Consider the following 26,243-nt stretch of genomic DNA (forward strand, 5'->3'; position numbering starts at 1 on the left):
GCCGGTGGAAATTGAATCCACAACGTTTCATGCTAACTGAAACGCCTGTCCAACAGCGGCCCCAGTCAAAGATCACTAAGGGGCGACTGATTTCATTTGCGAGAGAAAGTCGCCCTTTGCTTTTAGCTTAGCGAAGCCTTATGTTTTCTTTCGATACCATCGTTTCCGCGGAATGCCTTCCCATTCGATTTCGTTTTGTGTCTCCATCCTTTTAAGAACTGAATTAACATTTGCACCTAAGCTCTTTGCAGATGTATCAACTATGCCAGATAGAACTTCTGCCATGATTACTGATTTTTTCCATTTTTTATCAGGCTGGGAATCAAAAAGTTGTCGAATAAATTCAGTCAATTTGGGTGCATCTTGTGCTTCTTCAACTGATTCTGTTAGTTCCGTCAATTTGGATTGGTCACCAGTCACCTCAAGATCGTCGATAACGTTATTCAGAGAATCAAGGAGAGATTGAAAATCTTGAACTTGATGTAGGATTTGATTTCGTCTCTCACGTAAGGTTCTTAATACATTTCCGTTAGTAGCTTTCACGCCTTGTTCGTTCGCTTTCATGTCAGAATATAACACTATGCTTCTAAAAAAGAAAGATTAAAAGCATCATGCTTACTTTAATAATAGCATTGATTGTTCTAAATGTCAAGCCACCATTTGCCACAATTTGAGAAACATAACTAACTATGGCCAATTCATGTAGGAAATCCAAATTAGCCCACTACCCAGCAATGGGGTGATTGGCGGCGGGTGTATAAGGGAAGAGTGGCGAGCTATTCGGGGAAATGGGTTAACTCCATTCCCAGCTCGGTTGCGCGTGTTTTGATACGCTCGTCCCGGTAAAATTCGCCGTAGTAAATCTTTTCGATTCCCGAATTGGCTATCATCTTGAAGCAATCATAGCAGGGGCTGGCCGATACGTAGATTTCGCTCTTGTTGATGTTGATTCCGTTTCTCGCTGCCTGGACAATGGCATTTGCTTCGGCGTGGATGGTTCGAACGCAATGGCCGTCATCCATCTCGTGTCCTGCCTCTTCACAGTGGGGAAGTCCGCGAATACTGCCGTTATAGCCCGTTGATAAGATGGTCTTATCTCGCACGATGACTGCTCCCACGTGCTTTCGATCGCAGGTAGAGCGTGACGCCACTTCCTGTGCAATATTCATGAAATAACGGTTCCAGCTGACACGATCATCTGGGGATGTCATGAAATAAGTTTAACCTGAAAAACAGAAGGTTGAAATGAATAATTGGAAGGTTTTCTATCGACGGTATCCGTTTTTCGCGCACTCGCGAGGGGAAAATCGAAATGAGGGGAATGTGATTTATGTCACAAACGTTAAGTTACAACCTTACTATATTGTCTGAACTTTCTCCCCCTCCAACTTTTCATTAATCTGCCCTGTTTTGAACTCCTGTCGAGGGTTATCCTTTATGGGAGACAGCCAATCAGCCGACAGCAAACCGCGGCAAGTGTCGCCTTATTCTGAGGGTGGGGATTTAAACCGGGCTGCGGGGTTTACCGCTTCCCGTCTCTCGTGAAGATCCTCACGGCCGAGCACGGTTCTCCATAGACAATACGGCCCGCATACTGGGCCAGCCTGGCAGTAATGACGAGATATGCCCAGGTAGGAACCGGTACATCCGAACATCCTTTGATCATGACCTTCTTATCCCTGTACTGTGACCAGTCTATGGCATCCACGGATGCGCGGAACGATTCTTCCTTGAGGATGCCTCCGTCCAGAAACTGCTCGAAGAAAATCGTGTCCATTTTCAGCGAGATGGAGAATTGAAGCGGTGGAGAGATGGAGAATTAATTCGTAATGCGTGATGCGTAATCTGACTGCCCACTGCCATCTGCCTACTGCCTACTTGGTTCCTGGCTGACTGCCTACTGGTGACTGCCACTGCCAATCGAAGCGTTGCGCCTGCCAGCCACCTACAACGTGGGGCAGGCTGGGAGATCCCGATCCTTCGGGACTGTTTACACAGAGAAAGAGGTGCCGCAACCACACGTTCTTCGGGCGTTGGGATTATTGAAAGTGAATCCACCCGAAAGCAAATCGGTGGAAAAGTCAATCTCCATTCCCTTCAAATAGAGCAGTGATTTGAGGTTAACCACAACATCCAGGCCGTGCATGCTGAAGACCTTGTCAAACTCTCCGACTTCTGTATCCCAGTCCAGGTTGTAATTCAAACCCGAGCATCCCCCTCCCGTCACTGAAGCCCGAAGATAGTCACCATCCTTGTCCATCTTGATCGCCAGCAGCCGCTGCGCAGCTTGTTCGGTTAATGTGACTCCTTCAAGAATCCCGCTCTTCATCTCTTCCATAAGGATACTCTCCTCATTCTATGCCCAGTCATCTTCTTCATCTCGGACTTGACCGGGAGACTGGGACTGTCTCGACAGATCATTGCCGAATCCCAGTCTTGCTCTCGCTTCATCGCTCATCATTTCAGGGGTCCAGCGCGGTTCAAACGTTATTTTCACATCTGCTTGGGACACTCCCGGAATCGATTCCACCTTGTTCATAATATCTTCCGCCATGTAGCCACCCATTCCGCAGCCGGGGGTCGTCAGGGACATCAGAATATCTACATTTGAACTTTCTCCTCCGGCACTCTCATCAATTTTCACGTCGTAGATGAGACCCAGATTCCAAAGATCGATGGGGATCTCAGGATCGTAACATTGTTTCAGGACATCGATGACCTGTTCTTCTCGCACTTTCACCGGGTTATGTCGTAAACGGTCATATTATCCAGCATGTTTCTCATGCTGACGTTAATACGCTCGATAGGGGAGCGAATATTGCAGTTCTCAAGGACTGAACAATTCGAGTCGAAATGGCAATCCATAATCCCCAGGGGTCCTTCCAGTCTTTCGAAGAACTCTCTCAGGCTCATGTTCTCCACATCGGTCTCCAGCATATAGCCCCCCCGGGCGCCTTGAAAAGGCTTCAAAATCCTCTTCTTGGCCAGTTCCTGCATGATCTTCGCGAGAAGGGGATGGGGGAGATGGTAACGCTCGGAAATCTCCTTGGCACTGCTCACATTCCCGGGATCAGAGGATCGCATGTGTCTCATAGCCATGAGGGCATATTCGGCTTTTCTCGTTAGTTTAAGCATTTTAAATACGACTCCTTTTGTCCTGTTTCAAATTACATCACAGAGCCTTTTGTGACAAAGGGGATTCTTTTCAATTCTGCCAGTGGGGAACCACCTGTCTCAGTTTTTCCACCGTCGCCGTTATCTTCGTGATGGCGTAGTCAATGTCTTCTTCGGTGGTGAATCTGCCCACCGAAAAACGGACAGACGAATGGGCCATTTCCTCACTCACCCCCAGTGCTTTGATGACGTGAGATGGCTCAAGCGTTGCACTGGTACAGGCGGAACCGGTAGAGCACGCGATATCGCCCATCCCCATGAGCAACGATTCGGCCTCAACCTCTGGAAAGGCCACGTTCAAATTGTGAGGGAGGCGGTATTCCATACTCCCATTGACAACGGTACCGGGCAGAGATTCAAGAATACCCTCCATCAGCCGGTCTCTGAGCGTTTTCGATCTTCTGTTCTCCTCATCCCGCTCGGATTTGCTGACTTTCGCTGCCATTGACATTCCGACGATCAAGGGTACTGCCAGCGTTCCGGACCGCATGCCACGCTCGTGACCACCGCCGTCGATCTGGCTGGACAGGTTGACCCTGGGATGTCTTCCCCTCACGTAGAGAAAACCGATCCCTTTGGGTCCGTAAATCTTGTGGCCTGAAGCGGCGAGAAGGTCGATTCCCAGTTCCTCTATATCAATGGGTAATTTTCCGAAGGATTGTGCAGCATCGACGAAAAAAAAGACATTGTGGTCCCTACAAATCTTTCCGATCTCAGAAATAGGATTTAGGGTGCCAATCTCATTGTTGGCATGCATGATGGAAACCAGCACCGTCTCATCGCGGATGGCATCGTTCACGCGGTTGGGATCCACCCGTCCTTCTTTCTCAACAGGAAGACAATCGACCTCCCAGCCACGCCTTTTCATTACCTCGCAAGTATCGAGTACCGCCTTATGTTCCGTCATCTGGGTCACGATGTGCTTGCCCTTTCGTTCGTATGTTTCGCAAAGACCTTTTATGGCAAGGTTAATCGATTCCGTGGCACCACTCGTGAAAACGATCTCCTTACTTTTTGCATTCAGTTCATCCGCTATGGTCCTGCGGGACCTGTCCACAGCTTCTTCCGCTTCCCAGCCGAAAGAGTGATTCCGGCTTGCAGCATTTCCAAATTTGTCTGTGAAATAGGGTATCATGGCCTCCCGTACCCTCGGATCAACCGGGGTAGTGGAATGGTAGTCAAGATAGACCCTCTTTTCAGTGTTCATCGCCCGATTTCACTCATCAACCACAGAGAGCACAGAGCATATCCTTTTGATATTAAATACTTTATAATAGTTCATCTCAATTTACTTATGAGAGGATTCTAGACACGTCATCTTACTTTTAACTCAACCTATGTTAGTTATACTTCTCTGTGATCTCTCTGGTTTAATTGTGATCAATTCGGACTCAGAAAGTCAATGGCCCTGAGGATGGCGTCCCCGAGAAGATCGATTTCCTCGGTATTATTGTAGAGATAAAAGCTGGCTCTCGTTGTGGCCGTTACCCCCAGTCTGTTCATGGTGGGCTGTGCGCAGTGATGGCCGGCCCGGACAGCTATGGCGTCACGATCAAGAATCTGGGCGAGATCGTGGGGGTGAATTCCATTCACGTTGAAGCTTATCACCGGTCCCCGGTGGAGAGAATCGCCGTAAATGGTGACCTCCGGGATAGATTTCAGCACCTCCAGAGCGTAGCGCGTCAGCAGTTGATCCTGCTTCTGAATTGTATCCATTCCAATTTCATTGAGAACATCGATTGCGGCGCCGAGGCCTATGGCCTGGGCAATATTCGGGGTACCTGCCTCAAACTTCCAGGGGATCTCCTTCCAGGTGGCCCTCTCCATCGATACGGTGGTGATCATTTCACCGCCGCCCATGAATGGATCCATGGATTCCAACAAATCGGGACTGGCGTAGAGAACGCCAATGCCGCTCGGCCCCATCATCTTATGACCCGAAAAGGCGAGAAAATCACATCCCAGCTCCTCTACATCGGTGGGGAAATGGGGAACACTCTGGGCGCCATCGAGAAGCACCAGGGCTCCCACATCCTTCCCGTACTGGATGAGTTGTTTGACCGGATTTATGGTTCCCAGCGCATTGGACTGGTAAATGAACGCCATAATCTTTGTCTTCTTTGTAACGTACTTCTCAGGAGCCGTCAGGTCCAACATCCCATCTTTTTTCAAGGGAATATACCGCAGGGAAGCCCCCGTATCTTTCGCCACAAGTTGCCACGGTATTATGTTGCTGTGATGCTCCATTTCGGTAATGAGTATTTCATCCCCGGGACCGAGATGGTGACGTCCCCAGGCATACGCGACGAGATTAATTGCTTCAGTGGTTCCCCGCGTGAACACGATTGACCGGTGAGTGGCGTGGATAAATCGAGCAACTTTTTTCCGGGCCTCTTCATACTCGTATGTGGCCTTTTCACCGATATGATAGATGGTTCTATGGACATTGGCGTTGTACTCGGAGTAGAATTCGGTAACCTTCTCAATGACCTGGCGTGGCTTTTGTGAGGTTGCCGCGTTGTCGAGATAGACCAGCGGCTTATTCCGAATCCGCTGACTGAGTATGGGGAAATGACTTCGAATATCCCGGACGTCGAGTAGGCTCACAACATTCCCAGTTGGAGCTTCGCCGCGTCGGACATCATGTCCCGATTCCACGGTGGATCCCATACGAGCTCTACCTCCACTTCTGAGACACCCGGAAGATCGAGAATCTTCTGTCTCAACTCTTCAGACAGGGGCCCGCCCATGCCACATCCGGGTGCAGTCAATGTCATTCTTACCTGGACCTCTGTACTTCCCTCCTCACTGGGAGAGAACTCACACGAATAGATGAGACCCAGGTCGACAATATTGACTGGGATTTCAGGATCATAGCAGGTTTTCATGACCTCCCAGACCGCCTGCTCATCAACAGGTCCTCCGGTCTGTTTTGTTTTCTCCACTCGCTCCGTGGCAGCGGATTCCATTCCCAGGGCATCGGCGTCCTTGCCAACAATACGAACGAGGTTTCCCCGGATCACTACGGTATAGTTCCCGCCGAGAGCTTGTGTGATCCGAACCTCCTCCCCGGCTTTCAATGTCACCTTATTGCCATAGGGAATCAATGTGGCCTCGCAGTCTCTTTTCAGAACTATCAATCCGCTCGATATTTCGGATGCCTTTGAGAACATATTTAATCCATCGCTCTTTATTCAGTTGTCACCGTTTCGCTGATTCCCTGCAGGGAATTCCTCAGGGTGTGCCAGGCGAGAGTCGCGCATTTGACCCGGACCGGGTACTTGTGAACGCCGGCCAAAGCAGCCAGCTTCTTCGCTTGCCCGGATTTTCTCTCACCCGTCGTTGCCATCTTGTGAAATTCCCCGAACAGGACTTTTGCCTCGGCCTTCGTTTTTCCCTTCACGGAAGTGGTCATGATGGAGGCCGATGCTTTGGAAATGGCACATCCCGATCCTTGAAAACCAATCTCTTTGATGATATCGTCTTCAAGAAGAACGTAGACCGTTATTTTGTCCCCGCAAAGTGGATTGTATCCTTCGGAGCGTCGATTGGCGCCCTCGATCACTCTGAAATTACGAGGACTGCGGTTGTGATCAAGGATGAGTTCCTGGTAAAGGTCTCTAAGGTTATCTTCCGACGAATCCCGGGAGATCAATTAATTACCTTCCAACGGTATTTGTTAGCCAGTGGGACAATAGTTGAGAAATGTTATTTCTTACGGATTCATTCCCAATACTGTCGATGATTTCTGTCGCGAATCCCTGGATCAGAAGAAAGTGTGCCATCTTGGGATTCAGTCCCCGGGACCGGAGATAGAAAACAGATTCCTCATCAACTTGTCCGGTTGTGGAACCGTGCGTACATCTCACGTCATCTGCATTGATTTCCAGTTGAGGGTTTGAGTGGACCAGAGCATCGCGGGAAAGCAACAGATTCCTGTTGGCCTGGTCGGCATTCGTTTTCTGTGCATCCTGATGGACAAGGATTCGTCCATTAAAGACACCGTGTGACCGGCCGCCGTAAATACCCTTGTACAGTTGATGACTCGTGCAGTGGGGTTTCATGTGATGAACAAATGTGTGGTTGTCCACATGCTGATCCTCTCGTGCCAGGACAAGGCCGCTCATCGTTGAGTTGCATCCTTCTCCCTCCAGCACGACGGTCACATCGTTTCGGGTTAATGCTCCCCCCATGGAGACGGAAACGGTGGACAAAGTACTGCGTGTTCGCTGAAGAATCTTGATCGTGGAGATATGGTCTGACTCGCCCGATTCTTCCTGAAGTTTGATGTGCTGGAAGGATGAGTTGTCCTCCATCACCAGTTCCGTCACATGATTCGTGAAATAGCTCTTCTGGAGACGCCGGGATTCTTTGTCCAGACCGATATAGTGTTCCATGACGGTGGCCTGGCTGTTAGGTCCTGCATAAATGAGATTTCTTGGGTGAAATAGCGCCTTGTCTCGCAGGGGAATGAACAGATACATGAGATGGATGGGACGATCCACGACCTGATTCTCAGGAACGTACAGAAAGACTCCGTCCTCCATAAAGGCCGTGTTCAGGGCCACAAAGGCGTGATGGCTGTAATCGGCAATACGCCCCAGGTAGGGTTCCAGTTTTTGCGTGGAGCCGTGAAATGCTTCACCCAGGCTCTTTATCTCCACCGTTTCCGGGATGCCCTCCAGAGAGGAAAGTGTGGAGGAAAACCGTCCATTCAGGATAACCACCCGGATGGCACCGTCTGCGAGGTAGGGAGCGAGATCCTCTGGCGTGACGTCTTCCGGTTGCTCCACGGATCGTCGGTAGTGAGCCTTGGCAATTGACTTCACCGATGTGTTTCTCCAATCTTCCATCCTCGTCGTCGGGAAACCGAGCTCAGAGAATCGACTCATGGACTGCCGGCGGAGGTCACGAATGAACTCAGGCTGCTCCGAGAAAAGGCTTTGTTCGAGCTTCTTGAATTCGGATGCGTAGGATCGGGTGGTGTTCGATTTCACAGCATACTATCCAGCCGCAACCAGTTCTTCTTCGAGCCAGGAGTAGCCTTTTTTTTCAAGTTGAAGTGCCAGGTTTTTTCCACCGGACTTCACGATACGGCCGTTCATGAGGACATGGACATGGTCCGGTTCCATATATTGAAGTATTCGCTGGTAATGGGTGATAACGATGATAGCTCGATCCTCACGGCGGTATTGATTGACACCATCGGCCACGATTTTGACGGCGTCGATGTCAAGTCCCGAATCGGTCTCATCAAGAATGGCTAGCCGGGGTTCCAGGGTCAGCATCTGGAGAATTTCATGACGTTTCTTTTCACCTCCGGAGAATCCGTCGTTTACTGACCGGCTTAAGTAACTTTCATCCATTTCCACCGTCTTAAGCTTTTCTTTGACCATCGACAGAAAATCCATGGCGTCGATCTCTTCCAGTCCCCTGTGCCTGTTCAAAGCATTCAGGGCTGCCCGGAGAAAATAGGCGATGTTCACGCCGGGAACCACCACGGGGTATTGAAATGCCATGAAGACTCCTTCCAGAGCCCGGTCTTCCGGAGTCATGTCTAAAACGTTTTTCCCATTAAGGGTGACGGTCCCTTGGGTCACGTCATACGTGTCGCGACCTGCAATGACCTGTGCCAGGGTACTCTTGCCCGATCCATTACGACCCATGATGGCATGGAGTTCGCCACGGTTCACCGAGAGATCGATCCCTTTCAGGATTTCGTTCCCATCGGTACTTACGTGAAGATTTTTGATTGTCAGCATAAATCAGCGAACCCCTTCTTATATAAATCAGAGTGGTTAATGGAAACAGTGGTAGAAAGACGCTAACCTACACTTCCTTCCATGCTGATTTCCAGAAGTTTTTGGGCCTCGACCGCGAATTCCATGGGTAGTTCCCGGAAGACCTCTTTACAGAAGCCATTGACAATCATGGAAACGGCATCGTCCGTGGAAATTCCCCGCTGGTTGAAGTAGAAAAGCTGGTCCTCTCCAATGGTGGAGGTGCTCGCTTCGTGTTCCATTTGGGCCTGGGGATTGCGCACCTCGATATAGGGAAAAGTGTGGGCGCCACATTTGTCTCCGATCAGCATGGAATCGCACTGAGAATAGTTCCGGGCGTTGTGGGCTCCTTTCATAATCTTCACCATACCCCGATAAGTGTTCTGACCGTACCCCGCAGAGATTCCTTTTGAAATAATCGTACTCCGGGTGTTTTCCCCGATATGGGTCATTTTCGTTCCCGTGTCCGCCTGCTGGTGATTGTTTGTCAGGGCAACGGAGTAGAATTCCCCCACGGAATCATCTCCTTTGAGAATGCAACTGGGGTATTTCCACGTGATGGCCGAGCCCGTTTCCACTTGAGTCCACGATATCTTGGAGTTTCTCCCCAGGCATTTACCCCGTTTGGTGACGAAATTATAGATGCCCCCTTTCCCCTCCTTATCACCGGGGTACCAGTTCTGAATCGTGGAATACTTGATTTCCGCATCGTCCAGGGCAACGAGTTCCACCACCGCGGCGTGGAGCTGATTTTCGTCTCTCATGGGAGCTGTGCATCCTTCGAGATAGCTCACATAGCTCCCTTCGTCTGCGATAATCAGTGTCCGCTCGAACTGACCCGTCTGGGCAGCATTCATGCGGAAGTAAGTGGACAATTCCATGGGGCAGCGGACTCCTTTGGGCACGTACACAAAGCTGCCGTCACTGAACACGGCAGAATTGAGGGCAGCGAAGAAATTGTCCGAATAGGGAACGACCGTTCCCAGATACTCCTGAACGAGATCCGGATGGTTCTTGACAGCCTCAGAAAAGGAACAGAATATGACGCCGTGCTTTTCCAGCTCCTCTTTGAATGTGGTGGCAACTGAGACACTGTCAAAAATAGCGTCCACCGCCACCCCGGCCAACCTCTTCTGCTCATCGAGGGGGATGCCCAGCCTTTCGTAGGTTTCTAACAGTTCGGGGTCCACTTCTCCCAGGCTTTTGGGACCTTCCCCTTTCTTCTTCGGGGCCGCATAATAACTGATGGCCTGGTAGTCAATGGGAGGGTAGTGGATATTCGCCCATTTCGGCTCTGCTTCCGCCGCAGCCAGTTTTGACCAGTGGCGGTACGACTTGAGCCGCCATCTAAGCACGAACTCCGGCTCGTCCTTTATGGCGGAAATGAGGCGGATGACTTCTTCGTTCAATCCCGGTGGGATTTTCTCCTGCTCGATCTCCGTTACGAAACCGTACTTGTATTCCTGAGAAATACGCTGCTCAATCGTCTGGAGTTCACTGTTCATGGATTTTCCCGTATGCTCCTCAAACTTAAAGGCTCGTTTTGGAGAATTTCAACGCAAAGACGATCAGTGGGAACGGGATTCTCTAACAAACTCCGCTTGCGACCTTGATCGCCTTCCTGGGATTGTGGCCACAATCGGGACAAACTTGTATGTTGCACCCAATTGATGGGAAGTCATTCAATTTTCTCCACACCCAACCGCCGTGGTTGATGGATTGTCTCCTTATCGTCGTACTCTTCCAGTCCTCCCAAACGGTGTGACATTGAGGACATTTGTGTGGTGTTCTTGCGACAGTGAGTTCAGCCATTTCTTGTCCCGGGATTTATGGTCACATTATGGATGCAGAAAATGGTTCATGTTTTCGAAATAGGACTATTTTCCTCGTATTTAACTTACGACTGCCTCTCCCTTGGTGTCAAGGCCGGAGTTGAAACACTGGAGTTGAAACATGGGCTTGTCCGCTGTCTGATTTTAAACAACCGATACAACTGGATCCTTTCTCTTTCGGACTTCCCCTATCATGGACGCGTGGATGGGGGATTGATCGTTGAAGTTCTCCACGAAAGGTTCAGCACGGTCTGACGGCATTGAAATGAGCAAGCCGCCTGAGGTCTGGGCATCCACCGTCATCAATCGCCGGTGCCGGGGCAAGGAAGTTCCAAAGCCGGTGGCTTGGGAAACATACGCCAGGTTGCGCTTGGTTCCTCCGGGTACGATCCCGTTTTTCGCCAGTTCCTCCACACCATCCAGGAAATCCAGTTTGTCAAATTCCACCAGAGCTGAGACACCACTTGCATTGCACATTTCCATCAGGTGGCCCAGGAGTCCATAGCCCGTGACATCCGTGGCGGCATTGACCCCGTATTCACGCATGAGCTCTGCCGCTCTCACATTGAGGGTCGTCATGATGTCAGTCACTTCGCGGATGAGTTGATCTTCAGCCACACCTCTCTTGATAGCGGTGGAGATGATTCCGCTGCCGAGGGGTTTCGTCAGAATCAGGATGTCACCAGGCCTTGCGGTGGAATTTCTTACCAACCGGTCTATATGGACAGTTCCGGTGACCACGAGACCGTATTTCGGTTCGGGGTCATCGATGGTGTGTCCCCCTATAATAGAGATGCCCGCCTCCCTGGCCTTATCCTGCCCACCCCTCAAAATCTTTGCCATCAGCTCTGTGGGGAATTCGTCCACAGGAAAAGCAGCGATATTAAGAGCGAAAAAGGGCTTCCCACCCATGGCGTAGATATCCGAGAGAGAATTGGCGGCGGCGATTTGACCAAAATCGTAGGGATCGTCGACGATAGGGGTGAAAAAATCGACCGTCTGAATCAGGGCATCATTCCCGTCAAGTCGTACCACTCCCGCATCGTCGTGACCCTCGAAGCCCACGACGACTCGTTCATCGTCGGTCGCTGGCAGCTGACTCAGGACCTGAGCCAGGTCTTCTGGACCCAGTTTACAGGCTCAACCGGAACCGTGACTGAGTTGCGTAAGTCGCTTCATTCTCTTTGTCTCTCACAGGCTAAGATACAGGTTCACAGGTGGTAGTGCCAAACCCGATTCGGATGCCCTCGTCATTCAGATGCCCTCGTCCTACGGGTGCCCTTGCCATTCGGACGCCCTCGTCCTACGGGCGCCCTCGCCCTCACGATGATTCAACGAGGTGGACAATGGCGGTGGCTCTTTCCTCAATAGCCGTGAAATTCCTGGACGCGAGATCCTCCGGGAGGAAAAGGGAACGGACGAACCCAACACCTGCCGCGCCGGCTTGCAGTACATCCATCATGTTGTTGATATTCACTCCCGACGTGGGGAAAATCTTGAGATAGGGCATGGGACCCAGCAGGAATCTGATGTACTCTGACAGATTCGCCGGAGCGGGGAAAAGTTTCACGAGATCAGCGCCAAGTCCGTGTGCCGTTGCCATCTCCGTAGCGGTGAAGGTACCCGGAATTGTAACGACATCCAATTCTTGAGCTCTGCCTATTACCCGAGGATCACAGACTGGAGAAACGAGAAATCTGGCTCCCGACTTGACGGAATTTTCCGCGTCTTGGGGAGTCATGACGGTTCCCGCCCCCACAACGGTACCGTCGCCCCGTGCAGAAAATATTGAAATAAGCTCTAAAGCCCCCGGTGTGGTCAGGGTAAATTCCACAATACGGAAGCCGCCAGCGATGGCCGCCTCCATAGCTTGGGCAGCCACCTCTTTGTCGTCTGAACGTATGATGGCACTGATTCGCCTATGGAGAAATTCCTCCAGTGTCTTTTCCTTGAAATTATCCAACGGTCAGGGATCTGTTGAATGGAAGGCAGACGATCAGTATTCATCCACCATCTTCTGGCTTAAGCGCTTTATGTCCTCTATTGTGTGGATTTCCACATCTTTCAGATAGTCAAGATGAATCGACCTGAAGGCAAATTGAATCCCTAATTGGGCCACGTAGCTCTTTAGGTCAAGGGGGAAGTGCATGGTTTTCAGGGCAATTGCCCTGAGGGGGTAGTCCGGAAACGTATGATCCAGGGAATGGAGAGTTGCGTTTTTGTCTATGATCTCCTTTCTCACCTCGCGGACATGGGACAGATAGACACTTTCCTGAAACTCCCATGGAGCAGTGTCATCTTTGATGCTCTGGAGGAAGGCGTACCCTTCTCTGAATGCTGTCAGAAAATGGTGACCGTAAGTTCGGCCCTTCAGTGCCTTTGACAGGAACCGGTCAATGTGCTCCTCGCGCTCCTCAACATATGCCTGCCAGATGCGGAAATAGGGGCGATAGATAAAGAAACCGAAGGGCGTCTTAAAAGAATTCTTGCTGTTGAAGAAACTTTTCACATCATAAACCATTTTGCGGAGATGCATACGGGTGTCTTCCGGGAAAAGATGGAATTTGTCTGATACGGCGTCCACGCGGTCTTCAAGGAGAAAATCCGGTGGAATCTCCAGTTCTGTGCTATGGACAGAATATGATTTTTCCACCCCGTGAACGGTGATGGAAACAAAAGCCCCCAGATCGCTCATCTTGATGAGATTATCGAGGGACTTATCGAATTCCGGAAGAGTACTTATTGAGGGAACAGAGATTGACCGGGACAGTTCGGGGAAAAAGGAAAGCTGGCCTGTACCTTCGGAGTGGGACATGACAGTTGAGTTTAACGCCGGAGCAAACAATATGCAACAACGGGGAGGAAGTTCCGACGGTCGGAGGGACCGAGCTTTGCAATTGTGAATAGGGGGAAATGGTACTAAATTTATAAACGGCATGGCGATGGAGGTTGGGTTCGCAGTTGGCTCTAGCGCTCGCAAGAGATCATATAAATCATATAACTTATAAGACTATGCCGAAGAAACTAACTAAGGATGTAGAAAGTGTTGTCATCCGTTTCGCCGGTGATTCCGGTGACGGCATGCAATTGATGGGTAATCGGTTTGCCAGCACGACGGCGCTCATCGGGAATGACCTCGCCACATTTCCGGAGTTTCCCGCAGAAATCCGGGCCCCGGCCGGCAGCCTGGCAGGCGTGAGCGCTTTTCAGGTACAGTTCAGCAGCAGGGACATTTACACTCCCGGTGACGTTCTCGATGTGCTCGTGGTTATGAATCCCGCTGCTTTGAAGGTCCATCTCGGAGACCTCCCGGCAGGGGGAGCCGTCATCGCCAATTCATCGGCGTTCACAGAGAAAAACATCAAGATGGCAGGGTGGGATGACAATCCTCTCACAGATGGCTCGCTTTCGCAGTACAAGCTCTACGAAATCGATATCATTCGTCTCGTCTCCAATGCCCTGGAAGACATGCAGCTCAATCCCAAGACGGTGGAGCGAACCAAGAATTTCTTTGGGCTCGGGCTCATGTACTGGATGTACGGCCGCCCCATTGAACCTACGGTAGACTGGCTGAAAGGGAAATTCAAGTCCCGACCTGAATTGGTGGAAGCCAACATTCGTTCCTTGAAGACGGGCTATCATTTTGGCGATATTTCAGAGATTTTCGCAACCAAGTACCGCGTAGCCCGCGCTCCATTGGAGAAGGGGACCTACCGGAACATCACGGGAAACTACGCCCTGGGACTCGGTCTTCTGGCTGCCAGCAAAGCTTCCGGACTTCCTCTCTTCTTTGGTGGTTATCCCATCACACCGGCGAGTGACATTCTACACCAGCTATCACAATATCGGAACTTCGGTGTGAAAACGTTTCAGGCTGAAGATGAGATTGCCAGCATCGGGGCCGCTCTGGGTGCGTCATTCGCCGGGAATCTTGCGGTGACGGCGTCATCGGGACCGGGTATTGCTCTGAAGGCGGAAACCATTGGACTGGCCGTGATGACGGAGCTTCCGCTGGTCATTCTGAACATCCAGAGGGCCGGTCCCAGTACAGGGATGCCCACCAAAACGGAACAGGCAGATCTTTTTCAGGTGCTCTACGGTCGAAACAGTGAATCTCCCGTACCTGTCATGGCGCCCATAAGCCCCGCGGACTGCTTTGAAGTCGCCTACGAGGCGTGCCGGATAGCCTGCAAATACATGACGCCCATTTTTGTCCTTTCCGATGCCTTCCTTGCGAACGGATCGGAGCCCTGGCGGACTCCCGATCTCGCCCTTCTTCCCCCGATTGAAGTCGAGTTTGCCACGAGTGAAGAGGGTGAATTCTATCCTTACGAACGGGATGAAGCAACTCTGGCAAGAAAGTGGGCTGTGCCCGGGACACCGAAGCTGGAACACCGTATCGGCGGACTGGAGAAGGAGAACTTAACGGGAAATGTGAGTTACGATCCGGAGAATCATCACCTCATGGTGCAATTACGGGCCGAAAAGGTGGCTGGCATAACAGCGGAGATTCCGCCCACCGAAATCTTCGGTGATCCGACGGGCGATCTCCTTGTTCTGGGATGGGGGAGTACATATGGTGCCATTCATACCGCAGTGGACGGATCAAAAGAGAAGGGGAAGTCTGTGGCTCACGCTCATATCCGGTGGATAAATCCCCTTCCGCCAGACCTGGGCGAGATTCTGCTGAAATACCAGAAAGTCCTGGTTCCCGAGGTAAACGCTGGACAGTTACTTAAACTGATTCGATCGGAATACCTGATAGACGCGGTAGGATTGAATCTTGTCCGGGGGAGGCCTTTCCGGGCTTCACACATCGTGGAAAAGATAGACTCAGTTTTGTGAGTATGGACATGAGCAAAACAAAGACGAAGGCGACCCTTACCAGAAAGGATTTTGTCTCGGACCAGGACGTGAGGTGGTGCCCCGGTTGCGGGGATTATTCAATTCTGGCCCAGACTCAAAAGGTGTTTCCTGATCTGGGTATTCCAAAAGAGAAGTTTGTTTTCATCTCAGGCATCGGTTGCTCCAGCCGGTTTCCATACTACATGAATTCCTACGGATTTCATACAATTCACGGTCGGGCCCCCGCAATTGCTTCGGGTGTGAAGCTGGCAAACCGAGATCTTTCCGTGTGGGTGATTACCGGGGATGGAGACGCTCTTTCCATCGGGGGAAATCATTTCATTCATCTCCTCCGGAGAAACCTGGATATCAACATAGTTCTTTTCAACAATGAGATCTACGGATTGACGAAAGGCCAGTACTCTCCAACGTCCGAACTCGGAAAGGTCACCAAATCGACACCATTTGGCTCGCTGGACCGTCCGTTCAATCCCCCCGCCCTCGCTCTGGGAGCTTCCGCTTCATTCGTGGCCCGCTCAGTCGATGTTTTTGGTAAACACCTTCAGCAGATGATTCGACGCTCTTATGAACATGAGGGGACCTCATTCCTCGAGGTGTATCAGAATTGCCTCATTTTCAATGACGAGTCCTTCAAGTCGCTGACGGACAAGGAAACAAGGGGCGACCATGCACTTTTCCTGGAACATGAGGAACCCATGGTCTTCGGAAATGAGGGTGACAGGGGGATTCGCCTCGATGGATTCACGCCTCAGGTCGTGACGCTTGGGAAAGACTTCTCCAAAGACGATCTTGTGGTTCATGATGAATCCGACAAAAATCTTGCGGTCATTCTGGCCAGGTTTACCCATGATGACCGGTTTCCCCAACCTATCGGAGTTTTCTACGAGTCCCGGGAACCCACATATGAAGATCTTTTGGAGAATCAGATCAATAAAGCGAGGGAAACGCTGGGCGAAGGAGACTTGGAGCAACTCATTCGAGGGTCGGATACATGGGAGGTGGAGTAGTTGAAGGCTGAGGCTAAGGCCTAGGCTAAGGAATAACAAGAATATCATGAGGCTATTCAAAGATGAGTTGTGATGATTTTGCGAGGAAGAGTTCAGTCTGACGGAATTTAGTAAACAGATTATCGATGAACTGTCCACAGGAGCCATGCGGAATGCACCTATCAAGCACCTGGAATCTTGACCTCAACCTCTGCCTCAGCCTCTAAGAAAAGGAGATAGCATCATGTCCTTCCGAATTGAACGGGATAGCATGGGCGAGATGAAAGTCCCCGCCGACAAATACTGGGGAGCCCAGACCCAGCGATCTCTTCAAAACTTCAGGATTGGAGGAGAACGGTTTCCCAGGGAATTCATTCGGGCGTACGGTTTAATAAAGCAGGTGGCGGCCCAGGTGAACTGGGGATTGGGTGTTCTGGATGAGGAGGTCGCTCAGATCATCATCAAAGCGGCCCAGGAAGTCATCGAGGGTAAACACGACGACCAATTTCCACTTGTGGTCTGGCAGACAGGAAGCGGCACACAGACCAACATGAACTTCAACGAGGTGTTGGCCAATCGGGCCATTGAAATGATGGGGGGTGAGCTGGGTAGAAAGACCCCGGTCCATCCCAATGATCATGTAAACAAGTCTCAATCCACGAACGACACTTTCCCAACGGCCATCAACGTGGCCGCCGGAGTCCAGGTGAACGAGCATCTTCTTCCTGCCGCAAGTGCCTTGAGTGATGCCCTCAGCGGTAAGGCGAAGGAATTTGAGGGTATTGTCAAGCTGGGGCGGACACACCTCCAGGATGCCACACCTCTGACACTGGGGCAGGAATTCTCCGGCTACGCTTCGCAGGTGACTCATGCCATCAGCTCCATTGAAGCGGCCCTGTCCCACATCTATGAGCTGGCTATGGGGGGAACGGCCGTTGGAACCGGACTGAACGCTCCGGAGGGATTTGCCGAAAAGGTCGCTGAAGAGATCGCTGAAAAGACGGGATTACCCTTCAAAACGGCGGCTAATAAATTCGAATCGCTGGGTGCTCATGACTCCGCCGTTGAAATGTCGGCAGCCTTGAAAACACTGGCCGTTTCTCTCAACAAAATCGCCAATGATATACGGTGGTTGGGAAGTGGACCCCGCGCGGGCATAGGCGAAATCGTTCTTCCCTCCAACGAACCGGGATCTTCCATTATGCCCGGAAAGATCAATCCCACCCAGGCAGAAGCCGTTACCATGGTGGCGACTCAGGTAATGGGAAACGACACCACCCTTGCGGTTGCGGGTGCGTCGGGAAATTTCGAATTGAATGTGTACCGTCCGGTAATCGCTTTCAATTTGCTCCAGTCCATACGACTCCTGGGAGATGTGTGCAATTCTTTTAACGAAAACTGCGTGGCGGGCATCCAGCCGAACAGAGAACGCATCGATCATAACCTTAGAAACTCACTTATGCTTGTCACTGCCCTAACACCACACATCGGATACGACAAGGCCGCGAAGGTGGCAAAAAAAGCCCACGAGGAGAACGCCACCCTCAAGGAGACGATCGTTAAACTCGGTTACATGACAGCTGAAGAGTTCGATGACCGGGTAAAACCCGACGAGATGGTCGCCCCTTCAAAGCGGGTGGGATGAACCTTTTCCTGTCCAGGGCGTTTTAGGAACCTGATGCCTCAAAGAGACAAGAAAACCGAGTCAGGCCACTGGGGAAGAGTTTTCCTGCGCGTCTTCCTTTTCTTCATGGTCTTGGGCGTTGTGGGACTCATTTACGTAAGCATTCTCTCCCGGGACCTCCCATCCCTTGAGCAGCTGGAGAATTATGATCCCGATCTTGTGACGCGCATTTACTCAGACGATGGGGTACTGTTGAAGGAGCTGTACACTCAACGTAGAGTCTACGTTGAGCTCGAGAGGATTCCTGAGAGTCTCACTCTTGCCACCCTTTCATCAGAGGATCGCCGGTTTCGCTCCCACTGGGGAATCTCCCTTCGTGATGTGCTACGGGCCGTTATCATTAACTCAATTACGCTGAGCTACAGGCAGGGGTTCAGTTCCGTTTCCCAGCAACTGGCAAGGAATCTTTACGACACCATCGGATTCAAGAAAACTCTGACTCGCAAGCTGAAGGAGGTCATCACCGCTATTCAGATCGAGAGGACGTACACAAAAGACGAGATTCTCGAAATGTATCTCAATTCTGTCCATTTCGGGCACGGGACGTACGGTGTTCAGGCCGCAGCGAAACGGTATTTTGGTGAGAATGTAGGGAATTTGACCCTCGACGAATCTGCTCTCCTCATAGGATTGCTTCCGGCCCCGGCCCGGTACAGTCCCATCAATCACCTGGACCGGGCAGTGGGAAGGCGAAACGTGGTTCTGCGTCTCATGAGGGATCAGGGGAAGATCAGCGAAACGGCCGTGGCGGAAGCAAAGGCGATCATGCCGAATATAGTGGAGGATACCGGCGACCGGGGACTGGCTCCCTACTTCACCGAATACGTTCGACGAATTCTTGAAAAGGAAGACGAATCTCTTAATATCGACATCTACCGGGACGGGCTGGAAATCTACACGACGCTTGACAGTCGAATGCAAATGGTGGCCGAAGAGGCGGTTCTTAAAACGGTGAGGGCCAATCAGAAAGTACTAAACGACCGATTGTACAATGACCGCGAGGAATTTGAGCAACTGGCATATCTCACCATTCACTCCGAAGATTCGATCCGGATGATGCTCGAGGGGGAGCTCCCCCTTTACGAGGACTTGCGGGACAAGCTGTTGGTCCAGGTGGCCCTGGTGGCCATCGATCCCTCAAATGGTCATATCCGGGCAATGATCGGTGGAAGACCCGATTATCACGATCAATTCAACCGGTCCACCCAGGCGAAAAGACAACCGGGCTCAGTGTTCAAGCCGTTCATCTACACGGCTGCCATCGACAACGGATATCCCGTTACCAAACAGCTCATGAATCAACCGGTGAGATTGAATGTTCAGAACGCCCAGGGAGACTGGGAACAGTGGAAACCGCGAAACTACGACTCTTCGACAGGTGGAAGGACCACCCTCAGAGAGGGCCTTCGTCGGTCGCTGAATCTCATTTCGGTACGCCTGGTTCAGGAACTGGTCCCACCAGAAGTGGTCGTTCGAACGGCGAAAAGAATGCACCTTTCAACACCTATTCGGGCAGTGGACGCCATCGCTCTTGGAACTTCGGAGGTGATTCCTCTGGAGATTTCCTCCGCCTACGCTACCTTCGGAAACAAAGGGGTATGGAGCAAACCCATGGCGATCAAGAGAATTGTAGACCGTTTCGGAGTCACCGTAAAGAACTACTTTCCCGAGAGGGAAGAGGTATTAAGCGAGGAAACTGCGTTCATCATGACAGACCTGTTGAAAACTGTTGTGGACCGGGGAACAGGTGGTCGAATTCGATGGATGTACAAGTTCAACCACCCAGCCGGTGGAAAAACAGGGACCACTCAGGGTTGGACAGACGCGTGGTTTGTGGGATATACTCCCCATCTCGCCGCGGGCGTCTGGTTTGGTGTGGATGACCCACAGGTGAGCCTCGGGGAAAGACAGGACGGGAGTCGAGCCGCTCTGCCCGCTTGGGCCCGATTCATGAAAGCCGTTTACGATACGACCCAATGGAAATACAGGGATTTCGAGGTTCCCCAAGGAGTTGCGAAAATCGAGATTTGCAAAGTGAGTAAGGATCTACCAACAGAATACTGCCCCACCGAACAGGAGTATTTCATTCGCAAGTATGCCCCCGTAGAAACGTGTAGAGTACACACCGAAGCTTCCACACGCCGGGAACGTGATCCGAGGTTCGAGTACTAGGAATAGAACAGCCGGCGTGGGGCTACCGGTTCCTCCCCGATCCCCGTAAGGCGGGCAAGGTCTAAGGCTGCCTCTTTCACCCTCTTTTCATCACCCCCAAAACAGAGTGCGAGAGTCTCTCCCGCATCAACCTGGTCGCCAATCTTCTTCTTGAACTGTACTCCCCCGGCCGGATCCAGGCGACGGATCTTACCCTTTCTCATGACGGTGAGATGGTTGACAGCCTGGCCAATTTTCAATGTTTCCATGGAAGTGATGTATCCCGCCTTTGGAGCGATTACCTGGGACATATATCGCCCTGCGGCATAGTAGTCAGGGCGATCCAGAGAGGAAGGAGATCCTCCCTGAGCTTCCACCATCTCCAGAAACTTGCGATAGGCCTTGCCCTTCTTTATGAGGTCAATCTGGAGGTCCCTGGCTTCTCCGTCATTGCTGGCCATGTCGGCTTGTCTTAAAAGCGAACCCCCCAATTTGAACGTTACACGGGACAGATCCTCAGGGCCCCCTCCCTTCAGCGTGAGTATCGATTCCTGTATCTCGTTCCAGAGCCCTGATTCATTCCCCAGAGGTTGACTCATATCCGAAAAGATAACGTCAATCGAGATGCCAAAGTGTTTTCCGATCATGGTGAGTTTCTCCGCCAGTTCCCTGGCCTCTTCCACCGTCTTCATAAAGGCGCCAGCACCAACTTTCACATCCATAACCAGCCCCTGAATCCCCTCAGCGATCTTCTTGCTCATGATGCTCCCACAGATGAAAGGGATCGATTTTGTGATCCCGATGGCATCCCTGAGGGCGTACATCTTCCTGTCGGCGGGACAGATCTCATCTGTCTGGCCGATCATACCGATACCCACGGTTTCTACGGTAGCGCGGAATTCACTGATAGAAAGATTTGTCCGGTATCCGGGGATTGATTCCAGCTTGTCAAGGGTGCCGCCCGTGTGGCCCAGACTCCGACCGGAGATCATGGGGATGGCCAGTCCCGCTGCCGCCATGAGGGGTCCAAGGACCAAAGAAACTTTGTCCCCCACTCCTCCGGTGCTGTGCTTATCTGCCACAAATTTCGAGATATTGGAAAAATCCATTCTCTCCCCTGAAGTTAACATTGCGTCCACGAGAGCGATAATCTCCTCATCTGACATCCCTTGAGAATGGACCGCTTTTACCCAGGACGACATTTTGTCATCAGGCACGTCTCCGCGGCTGTAGGCATGTATGATTGACTTAATTTCGTCGGATGAGTGGGAATGTCCCGAGCGTTTGGCTTCAACCAGGTGAGCTATATTCATTCTTCGGTTTTTCTCTTCAACAGCTTATCCAGGAGTGGAAGCCGGAGCACTGTCCGCTCCCGAGAGGAGCGGAAAGAAAGATATATCCCCACGACACTAAGCACAGCGTTTGGCGTCCACATAGCCAGAACCGGGGAGAGGAGATTCCTGTCCGCGAGTTCCTCTCCCGCGATAAGGAATATCCAGTAGATGACAAAGAAACCCAGGCTCAATAAGGCGGCTCCTCTCCGGATCATGACACCCAGGGGTGTCCCCACGAGAATAAAGGCGATGCATGCCACAGGGATGGAAAACTTCTTGTGAATCTCCACCCGGTAGCGATTGATGCTCCTCTGGTAACCTTCCAGGAGCTGGTAATCCGCTCTGAGACGCCGGCTGAGGGTATTCAAGGTTCGTTGATTGATCAACATGGTGTCCTTTCTCATTGTTGTATCGGCTCCGTACATTTTCATCTGATTGTCGATCAATTCAATGGCCTCATGGAAATTCATGGGAAGCGAGACTCCCGGCATTTTATTTTCCATGAGTGCTGTCATTCGCTTTCTCGCATCGGAAGTCCTTTTCTCATATCCCTTGATCTTTTCCTTCATCATGTTCAGTGTCATTTCCCGGTCGGAACGTGAAGTCGTTTCCCGACGCTGCAATACGAGGTCATCGGCGGAGACAGCGATTCTGTGTTTTTCGAAGGCAATCCTCCGGTAATTTGCGAAGTTTTTCACATCCAGCTCATGAATTTCCCCGTCATACAAGGTAATGAGGATGACTTCTCCGATGGTTGTGAAGGTTCCTTCAGCGGCGTGGATGGAGGTCTGAGTTTTGACTCTATCCTTTCCAAAAATGCGTACGTCTTGATACCGGTTACCCCGTTTTCCCCTCACTATGAAGCTGTAATCAGGGAGGTCATCGATGAAATATCCCGCCTCTACGTTCAAATCAGGACGTTTGCGATAAATGTCACGGCCCAGGAGTCTCGCCTTATGGTTCATCTCCGGAAGGACAGCATTGTTGAAATAGATGAGAATTCCACACACCGTCGTGCCGAAACCGAGGGCGGGGAGGAGGATTCTTGACAGACTGACTCCCGATCCCCTCAGAGCCATGATTTCATTGTCCGCAGACAGGCGACCGAAGGCCATCAGGGTTGCCACCAAGACTGCCATGGGGGTAGCTAGCGCCACGATCCAGGCCGTATTGAGAGCTAGGTATTCTAAAATGACGCTCACGGGCAATCCCTTCCCTATGAATCTGTCCACTGCTCGCAGGAGAAAATTGGTAAAAAGAAGAAAGATAAGGACAATCAGAGCGTAGACAAACGGCATCAGATGTTCCTTGAGAATATATCGAGTCAGCACGCGCATTGGCCTATTCAGAAGCGATTCAAAGGAAAGATACGGAAGAACATGCGATTGTAGAGGCAATAAAAATGCCGGGTGAGGGAGGGGACTCGAACCCCCGACCGCCAGGGCCACAACCTGGAGCTCTTACCTACTGAGCTACCCTCACCATTTTCTCCTATCAAATTTACCCAGGAATTCCAATCGCTTCAACTGGATACTGGTGGACCGGTAAATGGTTACTTGAAACTTGATCCTTGAAACTTGATCCTTGACACTTGATCCTTGACACTTGATCCTTGACATTTGATCCTTGACATTTGACACTTGACCCTTGACCCTTGATCTTGCTTCTGGTCACATTTCTTGCGGTTTTTAAGGTACTTAGGGCGTACATTTGAGTGAGTAAGAAAACCTGCCAAAAGTTCACTAGAGAACCGCAATAATCCCAATCGCCAATTAGTTTCCGTTTCCAGCACAGTATACACGCAACCTCATCGTATTCGGTTTTTCTCGTGCCCAAGGCAGTGGAAGAGTAACAAAAAGGAGAAAGTACCATGAGTGATCGTGAAAAAGGAACCGTTAAGTGGTTCAATCCGAAGAAAGGCTTTGGCTTCATATCGCGTGAAGATGGCGACGATGTTTTTGTTCACTTCACATCAATTGACGGCAGTGGCTACCGGACGCTTGAGGAAGGTGAGCAGGTCGAGTTTGAAGTTGCGTCATCAGACAAAGGTCTTGAGGCGAGGGAAGTCAAGCGACTGTTCTGATCAATCCCTCGAGCTTCCAAAACCTCTCGGGGAACAGATACTTGGCTTCCCCCATCTATTTATCATTAGGTTGATTTTCCATGATTTGTTCTGCTTAAAACCGGTAAGATAAGACCGAGTGAGTCCCACCTGCCTGTGGACTCATCATTTGCTCCTCCGCCCCTCTCTTTTTCATGCGAATTGCCCCGGGTCGTTGTATATTAAACTATGGGAGCAGATCTCTGAGCTCTTGACCGTGCCGGCTGAAGCTGGAGTTATTACGGTTATTGGCTCAGAGGACTTTTTCACTGATAGACGTAGGGGAGGCACCATGCGTGAATACGTTGTGAGATTATCCTGGATCCTGGGCGCTCTTTTCGTCTTGACAGGAATTCTCGCCAAGCTATTTGGCTTCGATCCCGTTGGTGTTGGGTACAACATCAATTACTTTCATGCAACCAACACAGCGTTGCTTTTTGGCATTCTCTTTTCACTCCAGAAGCCCAGATAGCAGACCTGACCAAAAGGTTCGACGTTCTCAAAGTTTTCTTTCGAAAATAGTAAACCCATGGAATGACCAAGATGAAAAACTTCGCCGTAACCATTTCGTTGCTGGCAATGCTTACAGGGTGTGCCAGAATTGTCAGTGAGGATTTACTGGTAGATAAGGAAGGTGTGAAATACTACGAAGCTTCGTTGAGACCCTACAGCGGAAGGGTGCACGAATCGTGGGACAACGGAAATATGAAGCTTGAAGGTTCATACAAGAGAGGAAAGGAAGAGGGTACCTGGACCTGGTGGTACTACAGCGGGCAGAAATTGTGTGAAGGGACTTTCGATGATGGAAAGAGGGGGGGTATTTGGATTTGGTGGTTTGAGCACGGACAGAAATCGCGGGAAGAAAGTTATGCAGATGGCTTGCTCGACGGAAAATCGACCATGTGGCGTGAAGACGGGGAGATTCTGGGGGAAACCATTTACCGAGATGGAAAGCCAGTTGCGGAATAGACTTTTCTTCCTTTGAAAACCATAATTTGATTTCTATTGAATGGCCGATCCCACCTCCAAACAGGGGGAAGGATCAACCGTTTTCCGTTGGCAGGATGATTATGTTTCTGTATGCAGAACGACGTAGCTGTCTGTATTGCAGCCGATTGCCGGGGCTCACCAGTCTTCACCTATTTCGTTATAGATAGTCTCAACAAGCCCGGTTTCGTTTTCTTCAAATGCAGTTTTTATGGCATCTAAACTCTTTCCGCTTTTTCTCAAAGCTCTAACCTTTTCCTGTCTCTTTTTCATCAAATCAATATGATTCCTTATAGCTTCCCGATCTATCATTTCACTATGACCACTGCAGAATCTCACAGCATCCAGTGTTTCAAGCATTATCATCATACTATTAACATACCTAAATGAATTCCCTCCTTTATAAGAATGAATCAGCTGAGGTCTAGTCATGAATACAAGGTCTCCGAGAAATGCCGTCTTTTCTTCCGGGAAATAAATGACAGCGTCCCCTGTGGTATGACCAACACCAAAATGCCATAGCTCTACTTTCTTCGATCCGAGATAAATATCCATTTTGTCACGAAATGTTACTGAAGGAATAAAGGGCCCCAATTCAGGCTGGTTCCATTGCGATGGAGTACCATCTCTCCCTGGATGAAAGAACTCTTTTCTGCAATTCTCGTGTGCAATAATGGTCACCGTTTCAGGAAAATATTGATTTCCCTGGACATGGTCTCCATCACTATGAGTGTTTACAAGATATTTTATCGGTTTATCCGTTAGACCTTTAATGTTAGCAATTGTCTCATCCACAGATTCTCTATCCATCTTTGCATCAACAACAAGAACTCCGTCGTCACCAATATATGCTCCTCCTTGAGCACCACGACCGCCCAGGATTTCATGAAGGTTATCAGATAACTTGTTGATGGTAACTGGTGAGACCTCTCGCTGTTTGGCAAAAGAAAAAGACGCTAGCAAAACAGGAGTGAGCAGAACAATGAGAGACTTGATATCTGTTTTCATCCTGAAACCTCCTCCAGATTCACAACAAAAGAACAGAATTATTCATATCCTATTCTCCTGCATCTTGCTTCGGATACCAACAAACGGAAAATACGACGAACCCAACAAAACTGGAGGTTTAAATTCACAAAAAACAGCCTCAGAATAGGTCTAGAAGGCGCTCGAAAGCACTTCTAAGCGAGGCAAGCTAATTATGTGACAATAGTATCGAAGAATTTGGGTTTTGTGGTGATTTTCAGAGGGGGAATCCATTTGGGAGGGTAGAGTTATTTTAATGAAAAACAATGTGGTAGATTACATAGACCCAAGATAGTAATCCGTGTATTATTGCCCAGAAAAC

26 protein-coding genes and 1 tRNA gene are annotated in these 26,243 nt (G+C 50.4%); 7 read left to right on the plus strand and 20 right to left on the minus strand.

The window, feature by feature from the left end; translation table 11 throughout:
• Positions 1–138 precede the first annotated feature (138 nt).
• The 16 genes from V3U24_07280 to V3U24_07355 form a co-directional block, all read right to left on the minus strand.
• Complete coding sequence (locus tag V3U24_07280) at positions 139–564, minus strand: hypothetical protein (protein MEE9167244.1); 426 nt, start codon at positions 562–564, stop codon at positions 139–141.
• Positions 565–776: 212 nt separating this feature from the next.
• Positions 777–1,211: a dCMP deaminase family protein gene (locus V3U24_07285; GenBank protein MEE9167245.1), complete on the minus strand. Its 435-nt coding sequence runs from the start codon at positions 1,209–1,211 to the stop codon at positions 777–779.
• A gap of 311 nt (positions 1,212–1,522) precedes the next feature.
• A complete protein-coding gene (locus V3U24_07290) occupies positions 1,523–1,777 on the minus strand; it encodes a DUF2480 family protein (GenBank protein ID MEE9167246.1) in 255 nt (84 codons plus the stop codon).
• Between the two features lie 213 nt (positions 1,778–1,990).
• Positions 1,991–2,338 carry an iron-sulfur cluster assembly accessory protein gene (locus tag V3U24_07295; protein MEE9167247.1) on the minus strand — a complete coding sequence of 116 codons (348 nt, stop codon included), beginning with the start codon at positions 2,336–2,338 and terminating at the stop codon, positions 1,991–1,993.
• Between the two features lie 18 nt (positions 2,339–2,356).
• Positions 2,357–2,740, minus strand: coding sequence for an iron-sulfur cluster assembly protein (locus tag V3U24_07300; GenBank protein ID MEE9167248.1), 384 nt, complete (start codon positions 2,738–2,740; stop codon positions 2,357–2,359).
• Positions 2,737–3,135, minus strand: coding sequence for an Rrf2 family transcriptional regulator (locus tag V3U24_07305; GenBank protein ID MEE9167249.1), 399 nt, complete (start codon positions 3,133–3,135; stop codon positions 2,737–2,739). Before V3U24_07305 ends, V3U24_07300 begins: the two co-directional genes overlap by 4 nt.
• 70 nt (positions 3,136–3,205) lie before the next feature.
• The gene (locus V3U24_07310; GenBank protein MEE9167250.1) at positions 3,206–4,381 is read right to left on the minus strand and encodes an IscS subfamily cysteine desulfurase; all 1,176 of its coding nucleotides are present in this window, start codon (positions 4,379–4,381) and stop codon (positions 3,206–3,208) included.
• 173 nt (positions 4,382–4,554) lie between these two features.
• The gene (locus tag V3U24_07315) at positions 4,555–5,844 is read right to left on the minus strand and encodes a cysteine desulfurase (protein MEE9167251.1); all 1,290 of its coding nucleotides are present in this window, start codon (positions 5,842–5,844) and stop codon (positions 4,555–4,557) included.
• Positions 5,778–6,347: a putative Fe-S cluster assembly protein SufT gene (sufT, locus tag V3U24_07320; protein MEE9167252.1), complete on the minus strand. Its 570-nt coding sequence runs from the start codon at positions 6,345–6,347 to the stop codon at positions 5,778–5,780. The genes V3U24_07315 and sufT overlap by 67 nt, the downstream gene beginning before the upstream one ends.
• A gap of 17 nt (positions 6,348–6,364) precedes the next feature.
• Positions 6,365–6,829 carry an SUF system NifU family Fe-S cluster assembly protein gene (locus V3U24_07325; GenBank protein ID MEE9167253.1) on the minus strand — a complete coding sequence of 155 codons (465 nt, stop codon included), beginning with the start codon at positions 6,827–6,829 and terminating at the stop codon, positions 6,365–6,367.
• A gap of 4 nt (positions 6,830–6,833) precedes the next feature.
• Positions 6,834–8,171, minus strand: a complete 1,338-nt coding sequence (gene sufD, locus V3U24_07330) for a Fe-S cluster assembly protein SufD (protein MEE9167254.1) — start codon at positions 8,169–8,171, stop codon at positions 6,834–6,836.
• 6 nt (positions 8,172–8,177) lie between these two features.
• Complete coding sequence (sufC, locus tag V3U24_07335) at positions 8,178–8,936, minus strand: Fe-S cluster assembly ATPase SufC (protein ID MEE9167255.1); 759 nt, start codon at positions 8,934–8,936, stop codon at positions 8,178–8,180.
• 62 nt (positions 8,937–8,998) lie between these two features.
• Positions 8,999–10,459, minus strand: coding sequence for a Fe-S cluster assembly protein SufB (gene sufB, locus V3U24_07340; GenBank protein MEE9167256.1), 1,461 nt, complete (start codon positions 10,457–10,459; stop codon positions 8,999–9,001).
• Between the two features lie 471 nt (positions 10,460–10,930).
• The gene (gene selD, locus V3U24_07345) at positions 10,931–11,965 is read right to left on the minus strand and encodes a selenide, water dikinase SelD (GenBank protein ID MEE9167257.1); all 1,035 of its coding nucleotides are present in this window, start codon (positions 11,963–11,965) and stop codon (positions 10,931–10,933) included.
• Between the two features lie 142 nt (positions 11,966–12,107).
• Positions 12,108–12,749: a bifunctional 4-hydroxy-2-oxoglutarate aldolase/2-dehydro-3-deoxy-phosphogluconate aldolase gene (locus V3U24_07350; GenBank protein MEE9167258.1), complete on the minus strand. Its 642-nt coding sequence runs from the start codon at positions 12,747–12,749 to the stop codon at positions 12,108–12,110.
• Between the two features lie 33 nt (positions 12,750–12,782).
• Complete coding sequence (locus tag V3U24_07355) at positions 12,783–13,601, minus strand: hypothetical protein (protein ID MEE9167259.1); 819 nt, start codon at positions 13,599–13,601, stop codon at positions 12,783–12,785.
• A gap of 197 nt (positions 13,602–13,798) precedes the next feature.
• On the opposite strand from V3U24_07355, the gene V3U24_07360 reads away from it, so the two are divergent.
• From V3U24_07360 to V3U24_07375, 4 genes are all read left to right on the plus strand, one after another.
• Entirely contained in the window at positions 13,799–15,631 is a 1,833-nt protein-coding gene (locus tag V3U24_07360; GenBank protein ID MEE9167260.1) for a 2-oxoacid:acceptor oxidoreductase subunit alpha, read from the plus strand.
• Between the two features lie 8 nt (positions 15,632–15,639).
• Positions 15,640–16,659 carry a 2-oxoacid:ferredoxin oxidoreductase subunit beta gene (locus tag V3U24_07365; protein MEE9167261.1) on the plus strand — a complete coding sequence of 340 codons (1,020 nt, stop codon included), beginning with the start codon at positions 15,640–15,642 and terminating at the stop codon, positions 16,657–16,659.
• Positions 16,660–16,882: 223 nt separating this feature from the next.
• Entirely contained in the window at positions 16,883–18,283 is a 1,401-nt protein-coding gene (gene fumC / locus V3U24_07370; protein MEE9167262.1) for a class II fumarate hydratase, read from the plus strand.
• Positions 18,284–18,316: 33 nt separating this feature from the next.
• Positions 18,317–20,494, plus strand: coding sequence for a PBP1A family penicillin-binding protein (locus tag V3U24_07375; GenBank protein MEE9167263.1), 2,178 nt, complete (start codon positions 18,317–18,319; stop codon positions 20,492–20,494).
• Here V3U24_07375 and V3U24_07380 read toward each other — a convergent pair.
• The 3 genes from V3U24_07380 to V3U24_07390 form a co-directional block, all read right to left on the minus strand.
• A complete protein-coding gene (locus tag V3U24_07380; GenBank protein ID MEE9167264.1) occupies positions 20,491–21,786 on the minus strand; it encodes a thymidine phosphorylase in 1,296 nt (431 codons plus the stop codon). The genes V3U24_07375 and V3U24_07380 overlap by 4 nt on opposite strands.
• Complete coding sequence (locus V3U24_07385; protein ID MEE9167265.1) at positions 21,783–23,144, minus strand: LptF/LptG family permease; 1,362 nt, start codon at positions 23,142–23,144, stop codon at positions 21,783–21,785. Before V3U24_07385 ends, V3U24_07380 begins: the two co-directional genes overlap by 4 nt.
• A 71-nt stretch (positions 23,145–23,215) precedes the next feature.
• Positions 23,216–23,289: transfer RNA gene (locus tag V3U24_07390), tRNA-His, on the minus strand.
• A gap of 388 nt (positions 23,290–23,677) precedes the next feature.
• Here V3U24_07390 and V3U24_07395 point away from each other — a divergent pair.
• From V3U24_07395 to V3U24_07405, 3 genes are all read left to right on the plus strand, one after another.
• Positions 23,678–23,890 carry a cold-shock protein gene (locus V3U24_07395; protein MEE9167266.1) on the plus strand — a complete coding sequence of 71 codons (213 nt, stop codon included), beginning with the start codon at positions 23,678–23,680 and terminating at the stop codon, positions 23,888–23,890.
• Positions 23,891–24,200: 310 nt separating this feature from the next.
• Positions 24,201–24,380, plus strand: a complete 180-nt coding sequence (locus V3U24_07400; GenBank protein ID MEE9167267.1) for a hypothetical protein — start codon at positions 24,201–24,203, stop codon at positions 24,378–24,380.
• A gap of 71 nt (positions 24,381–24,451) precedes the next feature.
• Complete coding sequence (locus V3U24_07405; GenBank protein MEE9167268.1) at positions 24,452–24,877, plus strand: hypothetical protein; 426 nt, start codon at positions 24,452–24,454, stop codon at positions 24,875–24,877.
• A gap of 156 nt (positions 24,878–25,033) precedes the next feature.
• On the opposite strand, the gene V3U24_07410 is transcribed toward V3U24_07405, so the two are convergent.
• A complete protein-coding gene (locus V3U24_07410; GenBank protein ID MEE9167269.1) occupies positions 25,034–25,903 on the minus strand; it encodes an MBL fold metallo-hydrolase in 870 nt (289 codons plus the stop codon).
• Positions 25,904–26,243: the final 340 nt, after the last annotated feature.

It is taken from the genome of Candidatus Neomarinimicrobiota bacterium, from assembly GCA_036476315.1.
Classification (GTDB): Bacteria; Fidelibacterota; Marinisomatia; order Marinisomatales; family S15-B10; genus JAZGBI01.